The following is a 16919-nucleotide window of genomic DNA, read 5'->3' as shown; positions in this document are numbered from 1 at the left end:
ATGTCTAAACAGTTGCACATCGACCCAGCGAAATCGGCATTGCTGGTCATGGACTATCAGAATATTTTGCTGGAAAACTACGTTCCGGACGCGGGGCGTGCGGCACTGCTCGCCAACGCCGCGAGTTTGATCGCGGCGGCACGCGCGGCACGCATGTCCGTAATCTACGTCATGGTCGCTTTCAGGCCTGGGCATCCGGAGGTTAGTCCGCGCAACACCATTTTCTCGTTCGTGAAAGAGAACGGGCTTTTCCTGCGCGATCAGCCCGGGACAGCGATCCACTCCGATGTTGCGCCGCTCGACGGCGAGACAGTCATTCTTAAGCAACGAGTGGGCGCATTTGGCGGAACCGATCTGCAAACGGTGCTGCGCTCGAGTGGCGTCGAAACGCTGGTGCTCACAGGCATCACGACAGGCGGTGTCGTGCTGTCCACTGTGCGCCAGGCGTTTGATCTCGACTACCGGCTGTTGGTCGCACGGGACTGTTGCGCGGACCCGGATAGCGATGTTCAAGAGGTTCTGCTCGACAAGATCATCGCGCAGCATGCCGAAGTTGTGAGCGCTCAACAGGTGATTGACGCTATGTCTGCGTGAGGGCCAGCCCCGGGCGCAACTGTGGTGCGGCACGGTTTTTTGTGGCCGTGTAGTAGAAGGGCTCGCGGCCCGACGCGACTTAAAGCTCGTTGGCGGAATGGGCGGCGGATGCTCGCGAATAGCGGACTCTCGCCGGTCGGAGTCCTACCTTAGGCGAGCGTCCCTTCATGGCCGGACAGCGCCCCGATGCCGTCCGGCCTGTGTCGTGTCACACGTCGGTTTGCTCAGCTATCTCAAGCGCATCGTCGACCTCAATACCGAGGTATCGAACCGTGCTCTCGAGTTTCGTGTGTCCAAGCAGCAACTGTACTGCCCTCAAATTCTTCGTGCGACGGTAAATCAGCGAAGCCTTGGTCCGTCGCATTGTATGAGTTCCGTAAGCCGTGTCATCCAGTCCGATTGCACGTATCCAACGATGCACCAATCGGGCGTACTGTCGCGTCGACAGATGCGGCGAGCCATGGATGCGACTCGGAAATAGATAGTCGCTCGACGCGAGAGCTGCCGCCCTGATCCACGCTTCCACGCTCGCACGCGTTTGCTCGGTGATCTCGAACTGCACCGGCCGCTGCGTCTTCTGCTGCATGACGGTTGCTCGCGCCGCCACGCGGGAGCCGTGGCAAATGTCCGCGACTCGCAGGCTGGTGAGATCGCATGCCCGAAGCTTACTGTCGATCGCCAGATTGAACATGGCCAAGTCCCGCGTGCTTCCCGCTAGCTGCAAGCGGATACGAATCGCCCAGATCTCCCTGAGCTTCAGCGGTGGCTTCTGGCCCGTCAGCTTCCCCTTGTTCCAAGGCACGCGCTGCGTGCCGCCGACATCTATGGTTCCCATGATGATTCTCCTTTCGACGGAAGGAGAATCAGTCTGCGACAATCGCCAGCGGACGATATCCGACCCATCACGGCCATTGAGCCGTTGGGGCGCAACGTCCGCTTCCAGCTGTCTAGCTGCCTGTCGCACAGTAGTGCGGCCGCTTGTTGGAGCGTCGAGATTCAGTAGAATTCAATGGACGTCGGGTAAGCGCTCGGCCAGTTGTTCTGCAAACTTTTCGGCTGCGACAGGGAGTATTCTTCCTTGAAGCTGGCCGAGGACCACGCGCAGCGGATCGATGTCGTGATTGCTGATGGGACGCCCGCAGATTCTCGCGTCTGTGATTGGCACACCGCTCTGCGGCAGAAATGCGACTGTGTTTTCTCTCACGACGAAGCTGCGCAGGAATTCGAGCGAATCTGACTCCACCGCGATCATGGCCTGCAACTTCAACCGCCAGATGGCCTCGTCAAGGACAGTGCGTATTGCAAGCGACTGGCGAGGCATCGCAGCGGGATACCTGAGGCAGTCCCTCAGCCGGACCGGACCCGACCCCGACTGAGCTAGTGGATGCGCTTTGCTCGTTACCGCGCAGAGTGGCTCGTGTTTCACGAACAACTCCTGCACGTCCGGCGAGAGCGGTGGATCGATCAGCAGAGCGAGATCAGCCTCATAGTTGGAAAGCGCGCCGATACCCAACACATTGTCGCGTACATCCAGTGAAAACGTGACTTGGGGGTACGTCGCCCTGTAGGCCGCAATTTCATCTGGCAGGACACTATCGATAAATGCCTGAGAACACGCCACGGTAACGTGGCCGCGACGGACCCCGGCGAGCTCGGACAGCTGCGCCTGCAAACGCTCGAAATCCGCGTTTTGATCAAGGATGTGGCGAAGCAGTAACTCCCCCGCCGCGTTTGGACGCATGCCTTGCGGTAACCGTTCGAAGACTGGCATCCCCAACTCTTCCTCAAAGTCCTGAATCTTCCGCGTTAAAGCAGACGGCGTGATATGCAACTGGTCCGCCGCCTTGCGAATCGAGCCACGCCGCGCGACTTCTGCAATGAACCTGTAGACCTGTAAGTGTCTCATTGAACACAACCCGGGGTGGTGTTGTTGATGTGGTGTCAGCGTATCAGAAACTAGTGTAAAAAACGCATCACCCGCCCCCTCGGCTGTGTAGACCCAGCCCCCATTCTTTGGCGCTTACAGCCCTTTATGGTTCTTTCGTCCCGACCGAGCAGCCGTTGCAATTACAGCAACGGCATGTTGAGAATCGAGCACTGGACCGCAACGGGGGCGACTCCTATATTGGGCTTGCCGCGACGCACGTTAGCGCCGCGAAAAGAGGACTCGGGTCGGTGCGCAGACACTCGGCTGACGAAAACACATTGGAGACATAGTGAACATTTCAGCAGACAAGGCCGAGTTGCCTCGGACACGAAGCGCGATACGTATTGGTCTCGCATGGCAGATCGTAATCGGGATGGTCGTCGGGATTCTGGTAGGCATCGTCCTCAACAAATACCCGGAGTTGCGCACTACCGCGATCAAAAACTACATCCAGCCAGCGGGCGATCTCTTTATCAAGCTGATCAAGATGGTGGTCGTTCCTATCGTCTTCACGAGCATGGTAGTGGGCATCGCTGGTGTCGGCGACGGGAAGTCTCTTGGACGAATCGGTTTAAAAACGATCGTCTATTTCGAGCTGGTCACAACTGTTGCGATCGTCGCCGGCCTTTTCTTCGGCAACGTGTTTCAGCCCGGACTGGGCACCGATATTTCGCGCTTGGGCCACGCGGACATATCTGGCGTTCAACGCTCTGCTGCGCTTGCCGGCGAGCATCACAGTTTCATGCATCTGGTGCTCAATATCATTCCCGAGAACATCCTCGCATCGATGGCGCGGGGCGACCTTCTGCCGGTGCTGTTTTTCTCGGTCCTTTTCGGCCTGGCTTTGCAAAGTGTCTCCAGGGATTATCGTCAGCCGGTTGTCGATACTCTTCGTGGCATTTCTGATGCGATGTTCAAGGTCACGGGCATCGTCATGCGGTATGCACCGATCGGTGTTGCCGCGCTGATTGCGGCAACCGTAGCCAACTTCGGCTTTGCATCGCTGCTGCCGTTGATGAAGCTGCTTGGTGTCACTTACCTCGCGATCATCGGGTTTACCGTCATCGTTCTCGGCATCGCGGCTCGCGTAGCGGGTTTCAACATATTCACCCTTTTGCGCATCATCAAGAGCGAGCTTCTGATTGCCTTCACAACGTGCAGTTCGGCTACTGTCCTTCCGCAACTGATGAAAAAGATGGAGGACTATGGCGCACCGAAGGCCATCACGACCTTCGTCATCCCCACTGGTTATGTGTTCAATCTGGACGGCGCATCGGTGTACCTCGGCATCGGGACGCTATTTGTCGCGCAGCTCTACGGTATCCATCTGGGACTGCAAGAGCAGATCGTTCTAGTCCTGACGATGGTCGTCACCTCAAAGGGTGCGGCAGGTGTTCCCGGTTTCATGTTCGTGATTCTCCTTGCCACGTTGTCGAGCGCAGGACTGCCGCTTGAGGGCCTTGCGCTCATCGCTGGCATCGATCGGTTTATGGATATGGGGCGCACTGCATTGAATGTCGTTGGCAACGCGTTAGCCGCGCTGGTCATCGCTCGATGGGAAGGTCAATACGACGAACAGAAGGGACGCGCGTATCTACGACAGTTGAGCGAATCCGAACAGCCATCCTGAACCATCAGAGATCCACGGAATTTCATCAATCACGCGAGCAAACAGGAGTGCTGTATGCAACTCAACGAACTGGAAGACCTTCTCGACAAGCTACCGAGAAGGAAAATCGGCTTCTATCCGACGCCTTTCCACCGGCTGCAAAACATGTCCCGGTCTCATGGAATCAATCTTTTCATGAAGCGGGAGGACATGGCTGGCCCCGGCGCATTGAGCGGCAGCAAGATGCGGGTGGCCGAAATGATTATCGGACAGGCGCTCCAGGATGGAGTGGACACGATCATCACGCAAGGCGCGCATCTCACCAACTCCGGGATGCAGTTCGCGACGGCCGCGCTGGTCGCGGGGATCACGCCGATTCTGTTCCTCACGCGCGATGAGAAGCAGCATGGCGAGTTGACGGAGTACCGCGGCAACCTGCTGCTGGACAAGCTGATGGATGTCGAGACGCATTATCTGTCGGCTCCGGGTAGCGCATACGTCAATCGCCCCGATGACAAGCAACGGGTGCTGGATGCGATGAACGCCCGAAAAGCTGAGCTGGAAGCTCAGGGCCGCAAGGTGCTGATTGTGCCTACCGGCGGCGCTCATCCAGCGGGGTTTGCCGCGCATGTACGGACATTTTTGGAGATGGTCGGTCAGGCTCGCTCGGCGGGCGTCGAGCTGGATTACATCTATCACACGACCGGCACCGGGACAGCTTTGCCAGGCATGTTGGCCGCGAAGCTGCTGACGGGACACCCAGTGAAGTTTCGTTCGATCTCGATATCGAACTACCAGCCCGACTTCTGGATCAACGAAGCCATCATCGCCGAGAGGGTGAGACACATCTTTAGGTCGTTCTCGATTGAACCTCCGTCCGAGAAAGCAATTCTGCGGGAGATCGAGGTCGACAACAGGTTCATCGGCGACAACTATGCAGTTCCTTCATCCGAGAGTATGGCTGCGATCAGGGAGCTGGCACGACAGGAAGGCGTTTTCCTCGGCCCGGTCTATACCGGCAAAGGCTTTGCCGGTCTTCTGGAACATATCCGCAGCGGAAAGGTCGCGCCGGGAAGTAATGTGGCCTTCCTCCACACGGGCGATACAGCCAACCTGTTCGAAGTGTCGGGTGTAGTCGGCGGATTTGAGTAAGGGGCGTCGCTCCGTCGTTTAGAAATAAGAGGAGTGAAACTTGGAAAACCTATCCATTCCAGAACCGAGCACCTGCGACGACAGGCAACCCGCAGCCAACCATTCCGCCGCTCCGTCTATCGGTTTGGGGCTCACTTTGATCATGGCGATCACCTGCGGGATGGCGGTCGCCAACATCTACTACAACCAGCCCATGCTGGGGATCATCGAAAAGACGTTCCCGCTACAGCGATCGTTGACAGGATTTGTGCCCACAGCGACGCAACTGGGCTACGCGATTGGCTTGCTGCTACTCGTTCCTCTGGGTGACCGTATTGAGCGGCGTCTGCTCATCGTGATCCAGTTCGCGGCGCTCGCGCTTTCTTTGGGTGCTACCGCGCTCGCGTCTGACGCCTGGTCGTTGGTCGCGGCTTCCGCGCTGGTCGGCGTCTCGGCAAGCGTTGCGCAACAAATCCTGCCATTCGCGGCGGCGTTGGCCTCTCCCGACCGCCGTGGCGCGACCATTGGCGTCGTCATGAGCGGGCTGCTCTGCGGCATCCTGTTTGGTCGCGCGCTTGCCGGTGCCGTGGCTGTACATTTCGGGTGGCGAGCGATGTTCTGGCTCGGCGCGCTGCTCGCAATCATTGCGGGCTCAGTGCTCGCCGTTGCGCTTCCAAAGAGCCCGCCGAAGACGCAGGCCAGTTACGGCGAGTTACTTGGCTCGCTGGTCGCACTTTGGCGCGAAGAGCCACAATTGCGCAACGCGACTTTGATTCAGGCGTGCGTCTTCGGATCGTTTAGCGCGCTGTGGACGACCTTGGCTCTGCAACTCGATAGCCGCTTTCACCTCGGCGCGGACGTGGCGGGTTTGTTCGGCATCATCGGCGCGGTCGGTGTACTGTTCGCCCCGATAGCCGGACGGATCGCCGACCGACGCGGCCCTCATTTTGTTATTGGGCTCGCCAGTATCGTCATGATCGCCTCGTGGCTTGTGTTCGCTGCCTGGAGCGCGGTCATCGGTCTGGTCGCGGGTGTTATCCTTCTCGACTTCGGGGCCCAAGGCTCGCAGGTCTCCAACCAGCACGTCATTCAGGCGCTCCGTCCAGAAGCGCGAAACCGGCTGAATGCCATCCTGATGGGCGGCATGTTCCTGGGCGGCGCACTCGGCTCCGCAGCCGCGAGCTTTGCGTGGAGCACGTCAGGCTGGTTGGCGGTCTGCTCCCTCGGAGTGGTTTTCGCAGCGTTCGCCCTGTGTGTCCATGCTCGCGGCCGGAAAACCCCGACGGGGCACTTCACTGACTCCTGGTAACTGGCATCGCGACGGCTCTACACACAGAGCAAAGCTGACCCGTTACTAACGCCCGGACGATAACCTGCCCGGGCTTCCGCTTTTTTCAACCTCAGAAGTGGCTGTCATGTTCAATCTCCCGTTGCTCCTTGCTTTCATCGGTACGGCATCCGTTCTTGTCATCACGCCGGGCGTGGATACGGCCATCGTTCTTCGTGCGGCGACAGCAGACGGACGCCGGTCAGCGTCGTTCGCTGCAGTGGGAATTGCTCTTGGATGCCTGGCCTGGGGCGCCGCTGTGTCTCTTGGGCTCGGTGCCTTGCTGCGGGCGTCCGAATTGGGCTACACCGTCGTGAAAATCGCTGGTGCCGGCTATCTTCTTTGGTTGGGTGTAAAGCTTTTGCTGAAGCCGCGCGCCGCACTGAATGCCGACGTTGCCCCTCAAGCTAGCGAAGGTGGGGCGATATTTTGGCGAGGATTTCTGAGTAACCTGCTGAATCCCAAAGTCGGCGTCTTCTACGTCACCTTCCTTCCGCAGTTTGTACCGACTGGCGCGAATGCCGCGAGCTACTGCTTTTGGCTGGCTTGCCTGCATGTCGCGCTGACGCTTGTATGGTTCTCCGTCTTGATTTCCGCCACCGTCCCACTAGGGCGATTCCTGCGGCGCCCCGCAGCCGTCAAAACGCTGGACAGGTTGACGGGCGGTGTGTTCGTCGCCTTTGGCATTAAGCTGGCCGCGTCATCCTCGCGCTGACGGAAATCCTCCCGACGCCCGCGTCTCTTGTAAGCCTTGCCGTTTGTTACGTGGCGAGCATCACCGCATTCGCCCGATGCTCCGGTGCCTGGTGCTCGTAGTCGCCATCAATCGCAACGAATGACCGAAACGCGTCGATTTTCAGTCTTACATCACGGTCGGGCCAGCGTCCACTTATGGCCGCCTAGCGCCCGATGCCCGAGCCCGGCGATCGCTACGGGCGCGGACTCACGCAAAAGGCATAAAGCGACCCTGAGCGGTCAGGGAATCGGCGATCTGTTCGATGGCTGCTTCCGCGTGTGATCGGTCATATAGAACGCGGTGGTGGCTAGAATGGACGGTATTGTGTAACCCTGAGGTTAGACGCCGTTGTGCGAGCCGCCGCAACGGAGCCTGATCTCGCCAAGCCTCTTACCGTGCTGGTCTGATTAACGCGTGAATCAACCAAGGGATGCGACGTGTTCGAAAACGATACCAAAAATCAACATTTTGTCACCCAGGCCGAGCAGAGGCTCAACGCCGCGAACCCCGAGGCTGACGATAAAAATCAGCGTATTTATTCGTTCAAACTTGTCGACCGCGAGAATTACGTACTTGTTCTTGAAAAACCGGACGGAAACCGCATCAGTAAAAATTTGTCGGCCTCGGATATTTTCAGTTTTGATGTGGCAGGCGACAGCGACAAGCGGTTTAATTTTGAAGCATTATTTCAAAAGTACGAAGGCCATGTCGCGACGCATACCAGTAATCTTCTCGATAAGCTCAAGGCAAACAACAAAGACATAAAGACCGAAATCATCGATTTGTTTTCTGCTAAATTGCTGAACTTTGTGAGAAATCCGTTCTCGGTTGTAAAGATTATCAATACGTTTCGTGGCCTCGCCGCGCACGACCCGACCAATCCAGAGCTGCTCAGAATGTACCGGCGCATTGTTGATGGAAGGAAACCGCATCAAGCACACCGATGTTCTGAACTCGGGATAAGCAACGCACAGTATCTCGAATGGCTGCGGATTCTGTTCATGTTGCTCATGCCGTTGGAAAACGGGCAGCTCAATTTTTTTGATCAAATAATAAGAAAATTATTTGAAGACCGGGACAATCATGTAGCCGTCTGGGTCTGTGAATATGATCGCGAAAGCTGCTTGCTTCCTGACCGAGGATATAGTCAGCCACTGCCTAATGGCCCGCATATGGCATTCTCATTCAATCTACGTCGGAATGCATTCATAACCTATTTTTTTGCCGATCCTCGTACGCTTCTGGACGGCAAGGTACATCCCGAGTTTCTAGACAAGGTGCTTGCTGATCGAAAAACGCTTCCCTTTAAGCAAATCGATGTTCAGTTTATGCGTAACAACCGCGAGCTGCTTGCCATCTATAACGGCCACGTCGTCTACCAGTGTCACGAGCGGGTATTTTGCGCGGCCAAAGATGGACTGGTCCTCACTCAAGCTAGGCGCGAAGGACCCCTATGTAATTGAATGCGCCAATCGAGTGTCCATCGTGGGCATTGGACGACTGACAACTGATGGCCGTACACTGACCCATGCAAAACGGATCGGCGGCTCGCCCTCCGTTGATCTTGTGATCGACGCTAGGCGACCCGGAGCGGTCGTCTGCCGGTGCGTGATTAAATCGGCTTGCGGACTATAACGGCCGCTGCGGGTCGCTCGTTGGCCAGCGTAGCGGGGCACGCAACGCGTTACCTGCCCGTGCCATTAACGGAATGCCGCTAATATGCATTGAAGGCACCCCGGTTATTTCCGATGGCGAGAGGGCAGCAAGGCACTGAACGCGCTAACGCCGAGGGTACTGCTATTTGTTCACGGCTACAACGTAAGCTACGAGGATGCCGCCCGGCGTAGCGCACAGATGCCTTATTACCTCGACTGCGCCGGTGCATCGGTGGGTGGCTACTGTTTCATATCCTCGTAGACGAGGTTACCGCCGTATATTTGTCCGTCGTATCCCGGAACTTGAACAGCATATTGCTTGAGCGTGCCCTGACGGACGATATTTGCATTCGGATAGACGCCGCAATATCCGTCATACACCGTCTTTGTCATCAGAATTGGTGGCGTCGCTGGACGCAGGGTAATCAGCTCTGGAGAGGTAAAGAACGAGCCGTAGTAGGGACTCGTATGCACGACGCGACTCGGTGCATATTGTGCCTCGAGTTTCGATACGAACTGTTCGAGTGACTCGTCGCTCCAGTGCCATCCTGTGCTGAAGCCATAGTCGTAAGCAACGCGGGCTTTTGTTTCCCATTGCGTTACTGCGGCCTTGTTCGCGATGTCCGTGAGCTTCGATGCCACGTTTGCTGGTCTGCCCAGCCACACCAGCGAACGATAGCTGTGACGTTGCACGCCGTGGCGCCGGAAGCCCGTCTTCGTGGCAAGCATCCGGCCAAAGTCTATGCCGATTCCACATGCAACTTCGCCGTGTTTGAAATGGCGATTGATGATGTGTTGTGAGACAGTATTCATCGCAGCAGCAGTGTGTACGGCATTGGAGAAGCAGTTGTTTTGATCGAACATGATCATCACGCGATCGCCGATGATCCCTCTTACGTGTCCGTTGAACTGCTCAGCGCATCGGACCATCGCTCGCACGAACGACGAGTAGAGCTTCGCAACCGTCTTCGGCCGGTGCGCGAGATTGAGTTCGGTCGAGCGCCGGATATCGATGTACACAACGCAAGTCTCAACAACCTTGCATGCCTGTTCTTTCGAATCGAGATTGGGGAATGTTATTGCGCCATCATCGGAGTGCGGAACAGTGTTCGTATTGGTAACTGTAATACTGAATTCACCAGACAGAATCGTCTCGACTTCTGCCGCGATATCGGCACCGAGGTCTTTTAATGTCATTGCTATCTCGCTACAGAAACTGCCCGATTACCGGAGCTGCCATCATGAAGAGTGCGAATAGCACCGCGTAGGCGCCATAGCTGAACAGTCGCATCTTGCGCACCGCAATTCGGCTGTTGACGACGATCTGAACCGAAAGATCATTTATGTATTCGTCGGTAACAGATCTATCGGCCTTCGGGGCGTAACGCGCTTCGGTTCTTCCCCGAAAATCGTCGATTGAAGTCCGGGCGACATCGCCGAAGTACAGCATGTTATTTCCCAGCTGCTTTGCCCTCAGTACATCCCGTATCGACAGCTTCGGAATAAATGAGGCAATTGATATGCAAGCCGCAATGGCAAAGAACGGCAATGCCAGCGTGAGCCCACTGACGACATATTGAGGAAGCAGTTTCCCCGACGAGAGCAGATTCATGCTCGCCAGAATCCAGGCTGAACAAAACGTGAGTAAAGCCGCGTTTTTCGTCTCGGCAAACTTGATGAAGTCCACCACACGAGCCAAGTTTGCGGACATGAGCCTTTCAAAACTCTCTTCCTGATCGTTCTTTGCCATTGTTGATTTTCTGCCGTAGCGCAATCGTCTTACATTAGTGTTGCAGTTCGCAGAAACTGCTAAATATGTCCGTAGATTACGATAATGTAATATCGTGCGACACCCACACGTCGCCGTTCATAGTTGTCGGCGTGAAAGCGAGAGTAAATGAGTGCATAAAATCAATCAATGCAGCTAAAACGTGACAGCCACTATGCTCTATAAGATTATGCAAAGCGAATCAATCGATCTGACGCTAGAATCGTGTTGTCGCCGCGAAAGCGGCATTCATCAGTCGGGATATGTCTGAGCTGAAAAACCTTCGCGCAGAACTTGGCCACGTGAACGAGCTGCTGGCCGACGCACGCGCTCGCGAAGTTGCTTCCGTGCTAGTCCGGTTCCGAGAGGAGGTCGCATTGCTCGGCATCACTGAACAGGAAGTACGCCGGGCGTTGGGCTACGATCGCCCTGAACGCGCTGCCGCTAAATACTACGATCCCTCGACAGGGAAGAAGTGGTCTGGGAAGGGCGCACGCCCGAAGTGGCTCGCTGGCAAGCGTCTTGAGGATTACGCAATCGACGCGCCGCAGCCACACCCTTGGTGGCCCGGTGAAGAGTAATGTCGATCGTGGATACTAAGACGACCTAGTCAGATGGATGAGGAAGCAAAGGCTGAATTACTCACGTTCCTCATCGTGGGACAATTGCTCGCGTATGCCCGGAGCGGCGAGTGGATGCGAACCGATCATCTGATCGAGTCGTGCCAGATCTGGCTTTCTTCGAACGGTGCACGGTGCGACTGGCTCGATCGGGCGAAGCTGATTGAAGCTTGCCGACAGATGTCGCAAGAGGTGTACACGTTGCCTCTACCTCGTGACGAAGCCGGCCTGCTGAAGCTTTTCAATCTTGACGGCGGCTGGTTCCTAGATTACCGCTCGGCACTCGTCCGGGATATCCACGCACTGAGCCTTGCACATCTCAGAGCCGTTGATCGTCAGTGACTGCGTGCGACCCGGAGCGGTAGTTCGAATTCCCCCGAAGCGGACGTTCCTAAGCTGTCTCTCATCGCTCCCCAGCAGGCGTGAGTGCGCTGACTCAATCGTCCTTGCGGCTATTGGTCCCGAAGATAGGCCCGACATGGTTGTCGATCGTGTAAGACATAAAATGACGCTCTTCGCTTGAGCTATCTATCTGGAAGCCGTTTCGCTCATAGAGCCGTCTGGCAGGGTTGACGCGAAGAACACGTAGTCGGATCGATTTCCCGCAAGCATGTGCGCGCTCGATGAGGCGTCTTAGCAGCCATGTAGCAATTCCGCGGCGCTGAAAAGCAGGAAGAATATAAAGCTTTTCCAAAGACAAATTGTCTTCGTCGATCGCGACAGCTGCGTATTTCGGCGAACGTGATCGCGCATTCCGACGGATCGTGATCACGGATTCCGAATGATCGTGATCACCGGTTTCGGTTGATCGTGATCGCTGATCACAGGTTTCCGAAACACGTGATCACGATGCCGGAATGGGCGATCACGGGACCGAAACGGGTGATCACGTAACCGGAACGTAATCCGGGTTTGAGTCTGGCGGTGGCGTTGCGCATGTATTCACCGGCGGCGTTAGCCTGCTCCCTTTTTTGCGGGAGAAGCGCTGATGCCGACACCTCGGATGAGCATGCGCAAATTGAAGGAAGTCCTGCGACTGAAGTGGGCGTGTGGCCTGACGCATCGCCAGATCAGCCGGGCCATCGGCATCAGCGTCGGAGCCGGGTCGAAGTTCGCGGCGCAAGCCAGCCAGGCGGGACTCGACTGGGCCGCAGCCCAAGCGCTGTCCGACGATGAACTGGCGGCGCGCCTGAGGCCTGCGCCAACCGATGCCACGGCAACGACCTCCCGGCGCATTGAGCCCGACTACGCGGCATTGCATCGCGAGCTGCGGCGCAAGGGCGTGACGCTGCAACTGCTGTGGGAAGAATACGCTGAAGCGAACCCCGGCCAGCGGACTTACCGCTACACGCAGTTCTGCCAGAAGTACAAGGACTGGGCGAAGTCGATCAAGCGCTCAATGCGCCAGCAGCACCGCGCCGGCGAGAAGCTGTTCGCCGACTTCGCGGGCCCCACCGTGCCGATCCTCGCACGCGATGGCGGCGTCGAGTTCGAGGCGCATGTGTTCGTGGCCGTCCTCGGTGCATCGAACTACACGTTCGCGTGCGCGACGCGCACCGAGACGATGGCGGACTGGATCGGCAGTCTGTGCGACGCGCTGGATTTCATCGGCGGCGTGCCCGAACTGCTCGTACCCGACAACCCGAAGGCGCTGATCGCGCGGCCCGACCGTTACGAACCGGGACTCGGCACGACCACGCAGGACTTCGTGAACCACTATGGCACGGCGATGCTGCCAGCGCGTCCGCGCAAACCGCAGGACAAGGCCAAGGTCGAAGTCGGCGTGCAGATCGTCGAGCGCTGGGTGCTGGCCCGGCTGCGCCATTATCGCTTCTACAGTCTGGCCGAACTCAACAAGGCGATTGCAGGACTGGTCGCCGACCTGAACCAGCGCCCGTTCAAGCGGCTCGAAGGCAACCGTCGCGAATGGTTTGAACGGCTGGACCAGCCCGTACTGCGCGCGTTGCCCGTGCGGCGCTACGAGATCGCCACCTTCCAGAAGTGCCGTGTGAACATCGATTACCACGTCGATGTCGGCGGCCACTATTACAGCGTCCCGCACAGCCTCGCACGGCAGGAGGTCTGGGCGCGCATCACACGCCACGGCGTCGAGATCCTGCACGGCGGCAAGCGTGTCGCCGCGCACGCACGCTCACGCCTCAAAGGCAAACACACGACCATCGCCGAACACATGCCGGCCGCGCATCGTGCGCACATGGAGTGGACTCCGGGGCGACTGCTCAACTGGGGCGCATCCGTCGGCCCCGGCGCCGAAGCTGTCGTGCGGCATCTGCTGACCAACAAACCCCACCCCGAGATGGGCTATCGCGCCTGTCTCGGTCTGCTCTCACTGGCGCGCAAGTACGGCAAACACCGCCTCGAAGCCGCGTGCCAGCGCGCATTAAAGATCGGCTCGCCCACGCGCGGCTCCGTGCTGTCGATCCTGGAAGCGGGGCTCGACCTGCAGCCCTCGCTCCCGACCGCGTCCACGGAATGGCGCTCGCCCGAGCACGAGAACCTACGCGGTCCCGACTACTACCACTGACCAGAAGGAGGTCACGATGTTGATGCAGCACACTCTTACCCAGCTGAAGGCGCTCAAACTGGACGGCATGGCCCGCGCGTTCGAGGAGCAGTCGACGCTCACGGCCAGCACCAGCCTGTCATTCGAGGAGCGCGTGGGCATGCTCGTCGATCGCGAACTGGCATGGCGTGATACGCGACGACTCGAACGGTTGCTGCGCGCCGCGAAGCTCAAGAATCCACAGGCCTGCGTCGAGGACATTGAATATCGACAAAGCCGTGGGCTTGACCAGCGCATGGCCGCCACGCTCGTCGGCTGCGACTGGGTGCGCAATGCGCAGAACCTGATCCTGACCGGCCCCACGGGCGCGGGCAAGACATGGCTCGCTTGCGCGTTCGGCCAGCAGGCGTGCCGTCAGGGCTTCTCCGTGTTCTATGTGCGCGTCGCGCGGCTGTTCGAAGAACTGAAAATCGCACACGGCGACGGCAGCTTCACACGTCGGCTCGCGCAACTCGCGAAGATTGATGTGCTGATCCTCGACGACTGGGGCTTGCAGGATCTCGACCAGGCCGCGCGCAATGATCTGCTCGAAGTACTTGATGATCGGGTCGGTACGCGCTCGACTGTGATCACCAGCCAGTTGCCGCTCGAACACTGGCATGCATGGCTGCAGGACCCCACGCTCGCCGATGCGATTCTCGACCGGCTCGTGCATCAAGCCCACAAACTTCCGGTCAAGGGCGATTCGATGAGAAAGAAAACGAAAACCGAGTCCGCCGACGCCTGATCGTGATCACCGTCGCTATAATCCATTGACCGCGCAACACCACCTTCCAGACCGATCACGTTCGCCGAAACGAGTGATCACCATCGCCGAAATCCGCAGCGACAGCGATACAGCCGATCTCATCTTCCCCGTATTGGATAATTTCATGGATCTCGGGCCGGAAATTCTCCTGCGGCTCGGGCACCCATATTCCCCATGTTCGTACAGCATACTCTTTCATGCACGTTTCCTGAATCAGGCTCAAGAATTCCCAGTCGGAAGCAACTGCTGGACGTGTAGTGATATTCGGCATGAAAAGTTTGTCGAGCCAGCGTTTGGGAAATATTGATTGTCAACGAACCTGAGTCTGGCGTCGACTGGCCGAAAATGGCCGAACTGCGCAATATGCCGTTCGGCCTCCGTGCGTCACACGGCGGTCGAGTCGACTATGAATTCACGTACTGTACGCGCTCTGCGTTATCAATGACTTCCATGCATTGCTGGCCAAACGGTTGTGCCAGAATGCCGCGCCTAAATTCCACCATGAAGGATGGGCCATCTTTGCGCGCCTGCTCATGGGTTTTCCACAAGAATCCTTGAAGCAGCCTGAACGGGTCCTTCCTGTAGTACACGAACACTTCGAGCGGTACGTCCAGTCCTGGCACCCATCCTTCGATTACGAGAACATCCATCTTTTCGCCGTTACTCTGAGCGATGAGTCCCTCTCTCCCAGACGACCATCCCGAGCCGGAGATCGCCTGTTCTCGGGCCGACTGCGCGTTTGCAACTGCTTCATGTTGCGTCGCTGCGGGATACGGAACTGGTGCTGGAATTTCTTTATCCCAGTAGACGACATACGGGACAGTCAACTCGCCGGGCGCGAGAAGATGCTGCACTTGAATCGCGTGGCTGAATGCATACCCCATGTAGAAGGCCAAGCGTTTTTCATCGATCTCCGCTTTCCGCCGTTTGCTGCCAAAAACGTCCCCGAACCTGATCATATATTCCCCGCCTTTTGCTCAATATTCGGATTGTCGAGGATTACAGGACCTCCGTCGACCGTCTGCTCATGGTTTCCCAACAGTCACCTTGTCAGTACGTGCATCACTTCAAATCGCTCACATACCAGCGGCATTGCTCCATCAGGCTCGCGCCCAATTCGCTTGCACTCATCCAAAAAGAACCGCCAGTGCTCCGTTCTCCAGTACATCAGAGATAGATCTCCTTCGCCCTCACTGGCCGCGAACTCATCGGAGACGTTATCGAATGGCACGATATCCACCCGGGTAATGCGCCGAACAAGGGCTGGTCGATCATTCCAATCGAGCACGATCTCTATATCGCCGACCTTAGGAATCGCTTCGCCGTCATGCTCCCATGACCAACGCAGGCTACATGTGCCATCTTTCCGCCCCGCCAGAATCAGGCCGAGCAGCGATTCTGAGAGCGCCTCCGAATCACCAAAAGCTCCGATCCGAATGTCCTGTCTCGGTAGATCGATGCCTTGTTGAGCAAGCTTCGTGATTAACGACTCGACGCATTTATCCATTTACAGCCCTATCGATATTTTTATAGCCGCTGTGACCGTCTGCTCCTGGCCGGACTCTGTCAGAAGCTTCCGTCAGCGAGGGAAAGGGGGAAACGTTGAACTGCCGAGAAATCCGTTTTCCAGATGTCGAGTTCGAACAATTGTCCAAAATTATCTAAGGACAGAGTTGCGACGACAGGAACCCCATCCGCGTCTGGGAAAGTCAATTGACAAAGGTCCGCTCCGAGTTGGCGCCCTTCGGCATCTTTCGAATGAAACCGAATGCTGCCCATCGACCCATCGTTCAACTCTTCGACCAACCACTCCTGCCGCATACCGTGGGGTGTTGTCGCCAGCGTGCATGATCGAAGCATATGTTCAATCAGGGCTGTTTCCGAGGAGGACAGAGGTCTTAACTTCATCGCAATGGTTTGCCGACGCATTCGTAAACGAGAATTGTTGATGATTCAGGTCGCGATGTCGACTGTCCCATCATGGCCGCGCACGGACTCATGCGTTTTGCATCGTGTCGTCCGCGCATGATCGCGGACGACCGCCTCGAGGCGACCCAAAACATCCATCCGAACCCTCAAATCAGCCACTCGATTCCGGAATATTGGCCGGTTGGGAAATGCAGTAGACTCGCCCGAATGTACAAACGATCGCACCTGGGAGGTCCGTGTATGAAAGCTCTTTGCGAAATGATGTTGAAAGCATCTATCAATTCTTTTTCG

At 57.2% G+C, this 16919-nt stretch carries 20 protein-coding genes; 11 read left to right on the top strand and 9 right to left on the bottom strand.

Annotated features, from left to right (window positions below):
* Positions 1-594, top strand: a complete 594-nt coding sequence (locus tag LDO54_RS26820) for a cysteine hydrolase family protein (protein ID WP_224013709.1) — start codon at positions 1-3, stop codon at positions 592-594.
* A gap of 208 nt (positions 595-802) precedes the next feature.
* On the opposite strand, the gene LDO54_RS26815 is transcribed toward LDO54_RS26820, so the two are convergent.
* The gene (locus tag LDO54_RS26815; protein ID WP_224013708.1) at positions 803-1429 is read right to left on the bottom strand and encodes a tyrosine-type recombinase/integrase; all 627 of its coding nucleotides are present in this window, start codon (positions 1427-1429) and stop codon (positions 803-805) included.
* 171 nt (positions 1430-1600) lie between these two features.
* Positions 1601-2500: a LysR family transcriptional regulator gene (locus tag LDO54_RS26810; RefSeq protein WP_224013707.1), complete on the bottom strand. Its 900-nt coding sequence runs from the start codon at positions 2498-2500 to the stop codon at positions 1601-1603.
* A 310-nt stretch (positions 2501-2810) separates the two neighbouring features.
* Here LDO54_RS26810 and LDO54_RS26805 point away from each other — a divergent pair, with 310 nt between their 5' ends.
* The 6 genes from LDO54_RS26805 to LDO54_RS39075 all read left to right on the top strand — a co-directional run bounded on the left by LDO54_RS26805 (position 2811) and on the right by LDO54_RS39075 (position 9241).
* A complete protein-coding gene (locus LDO54_RS26805) occupies positions 2811-4151 on the top strand; it encodes a cation:dicarboxylate symporter family transporter (RefSeq protein ID WP_224013706.1) in 1341 nt (446 codons plus the stop codon).
* Positions 4152-4205: 54 nt separating this feature from the next.
* Positions 4206-5282 (top strand): 1-aminocyclopropane-1-carboxylate deaminase/D-cysteine desulfhydrase, encoded by a 1077-nt coding sequence (locus LDO54_RS26800; protein WP_224013705.1) that lies wholly within the window; start codon positions 4206-4208, stop codon positions 5280-5282.
* A gap of 40 nt (positions 5283-5322) precedes the next feature.
* Positions 5323-6570 carry an MFS transporter gene (locus tag LDO54_RS26795; protein ID WP_224013704.1) on the top strand — a complete coding sequence of 416 codons (1248 nt, stop codon included), beginning with the start codon at positions 5323-5325 and terminating at the stop codon, positions 6568-6570.
* Positions 6571-6676: 106 nt separating this feature from the next.
* A complete protein-coding gene (locus LDO54_RS26790; protein WP_224013703.1) occupies positions 6677-7303 on the top strand; it encodes a LysE family translocator in 627 nt (208 codons plus the stop codon).
* A 458-nt stretch (positions 7304-7761) separates the two neighbouring features.
* Entirely contained in the window at positions 7762-8787 is a 1026-nt protein-coding gene (locus LDO54_RS26785; protein ID WP_224013702.1) for a hypothetical protein, read from the top strand.
* A gap of 307 nt (positions 8788-9094) precedes the next feature.
* Positions 9095-9241 (top strand): alpha/beta hydrolase, encoded by a 147-nt coding sequence (locus tag LDO54_RS39075; protein ID WP_224013771.1) that lies wholly within the window; start codon positions 9095-9097, stop codon positions 9239-9241.
* Here LDO54_RS39075 and LDO54_RS26775 read toward each other — a convergent pair.
* The gene (locus tag LDO54_RS26775) at positions 9220-10176 is read right to left on the bottom strand and encodes an adenylate/guanylate cyclase domain-containing protein (RefSeq protein ID WP_224013701.1); all 957 of its coding nucleotides are present in this window, start codon (positions 10174-10176) and stop codon (positions 9220-9222) included. The two genes, LDO54_RS39075 and LDO54_RS26775, sit on opposite strands and share 22 nt — an antisense overlap.
* Before the next feature lie 10 nt (positions 10177-10186).
* Positions 10187-10729 carry a Pycsar system effector family protein gene (locus LDO54_RS26770; protein WP_224013700.1) on the bottom strand — a complete coding sequence of 181 codons (543 nt, stop codon included), beginning with the start codon at positions 10727-10729 and terminating at the stop codon, positions 10187-10189.
* Positions 10730-11010: 281 nt separating this feature from the next.
* Here LDO54_RS26770 and LDO54_RS26765 point away from each other — a divergent pair, with 281 nt between their 5' ends.
* Both LDO54_RS26765 and LDO54_RS26760 read left to right on the top strand, forming a co-directional pair.
* Positions 11011-11328 carry an H-NS histone family protein gene (locus LDO54_RS26765; protein WP_224013699.1) on the top strand — a complete coding sequence of 106 codons (318 nt, stop codon included), beginning with the start codon at positions 11011-11013 and terminating at the stop codon, positions 11326-11328.
* A 33-nt stretch (positions 11329-11361) separates the two neighbouring features.
* Positions 11362-11709 carry a hypothetical protein gene (locus tag LDO54_RS26760; RefSeq protein ID WP_224013698.1) on the top strand — a complete coding sequence of 116 codons (348 nt, stop codon included), beginning with the start codon at positions 11362-11364 and terminating at the stop codon, positions 11707-11709.
* Positions 11710-11803: 94 nt separating this feature from the next.
* On the opposite strand, the gene LDO54_RS26755 is transcribed toward LDO54_RS26760, so the two are convergent.
* Positions 11804-12139, bottom strand: coding sequence for a GNAT family N-acetyltransferase (locus LDO54_RS26755; protein WP_224013697.1), 336 nt, complete (start codon positions 12137-12139; stop codon positions 11804-11806).
* Positions 12140-12355: 216 nt separating this feature from the next.
* On the opposite strand from LDO54_RS26755, the gene istA reads away from it, so the two are divergent.
* The gene (gene istA, locus LDO54_RS26750; RefSeq protein WP_224013696.1) at positions 12356-13912 is read left to right on the top strand and encodes an IS21 family transposase; all 1557 of its coding nucleotides are present in this window, start codon (positions 12356-12358) and stop codon (positions 13910-13912) included.
* A gap of 16 nt (positions 13913-13928) precedes the next feature.
* Entirely contained in the window at positions 13929-14678 is a 750-nt protein-coding gene (gene istB / locus LDO54_RS26745; protein ID WP_224013695.1) for an IS21-like element IS408 family helper ATPase IstB, read from the top strand.
* A gap of 55 nt (positions 14679-14733) precedes the next feature.
* Here the strand turns inward: istB and LDO54_RS26740 are convergent, their stop codons facing one another.
* The 4 genes from LDO54_RS26740 to LDO54_RS39300 form a co-directional block, all read right to left on the bottom strand.
* Positions 14734-14970, bottom strand: a complete 237-nt coding sequence (locus LDO54_RS26740) for a hypothetical protein (protein WP_224013694.1) — start codon at positions 14968-14970, stop codon at positions 14734-14736.
* A gap of 133 nt (positions 14971-15103) precedes the next feature.
* Positions 15104-15658, bottom strand: a complete 555-nt coding sequence (locus LDO54_RS26735; protein ID WP_224013693.1) for a hypothetical protein — start codon at positions 15656-15658, stop codon at positions 15104-15106.
* A gap of 83 nt (positions 15659-15741) precedes the next feature.
* Positions 15742-16206 (bottom strand): ASCH domain-containing protein, encoded by a 465-nt coding sequence (locus LDO54_RS26730; RefSeq protein ID WP_224013692.1) that lies wholly within the window; start codon positions 16204-16206, stop codon positions 15742-15744.
* 59 nt (positions 16207-16265) lie between these two features.
* Positions 16266-16607, bottom strand: coding sequence for a DUF6984 family protein (locus tag LDO54_RS39300; RefSeq protein ID WP_436975697.1), 342 nt, complete (start codon positions 16605-16607; stop codon positions 16266-16268).
* Between the last annotated feature and the right edge of the window lie 312 nt (positions 16608-16919).

Source organism: Paraburkholderia tropica (genome assembly GCF_914484835.1).
Lineage (GTDB): Bacteria > Pseudomonadota > Gammaproteobacteria > Burkholderiales > Burkholderiaceae > Paraburkholderia > Paraburkholderia tropica_A.
Note: the sequence above shows the minus strand (reverse complement) of the source record. Positions and strands in the feature narration are given on the sequence as shown.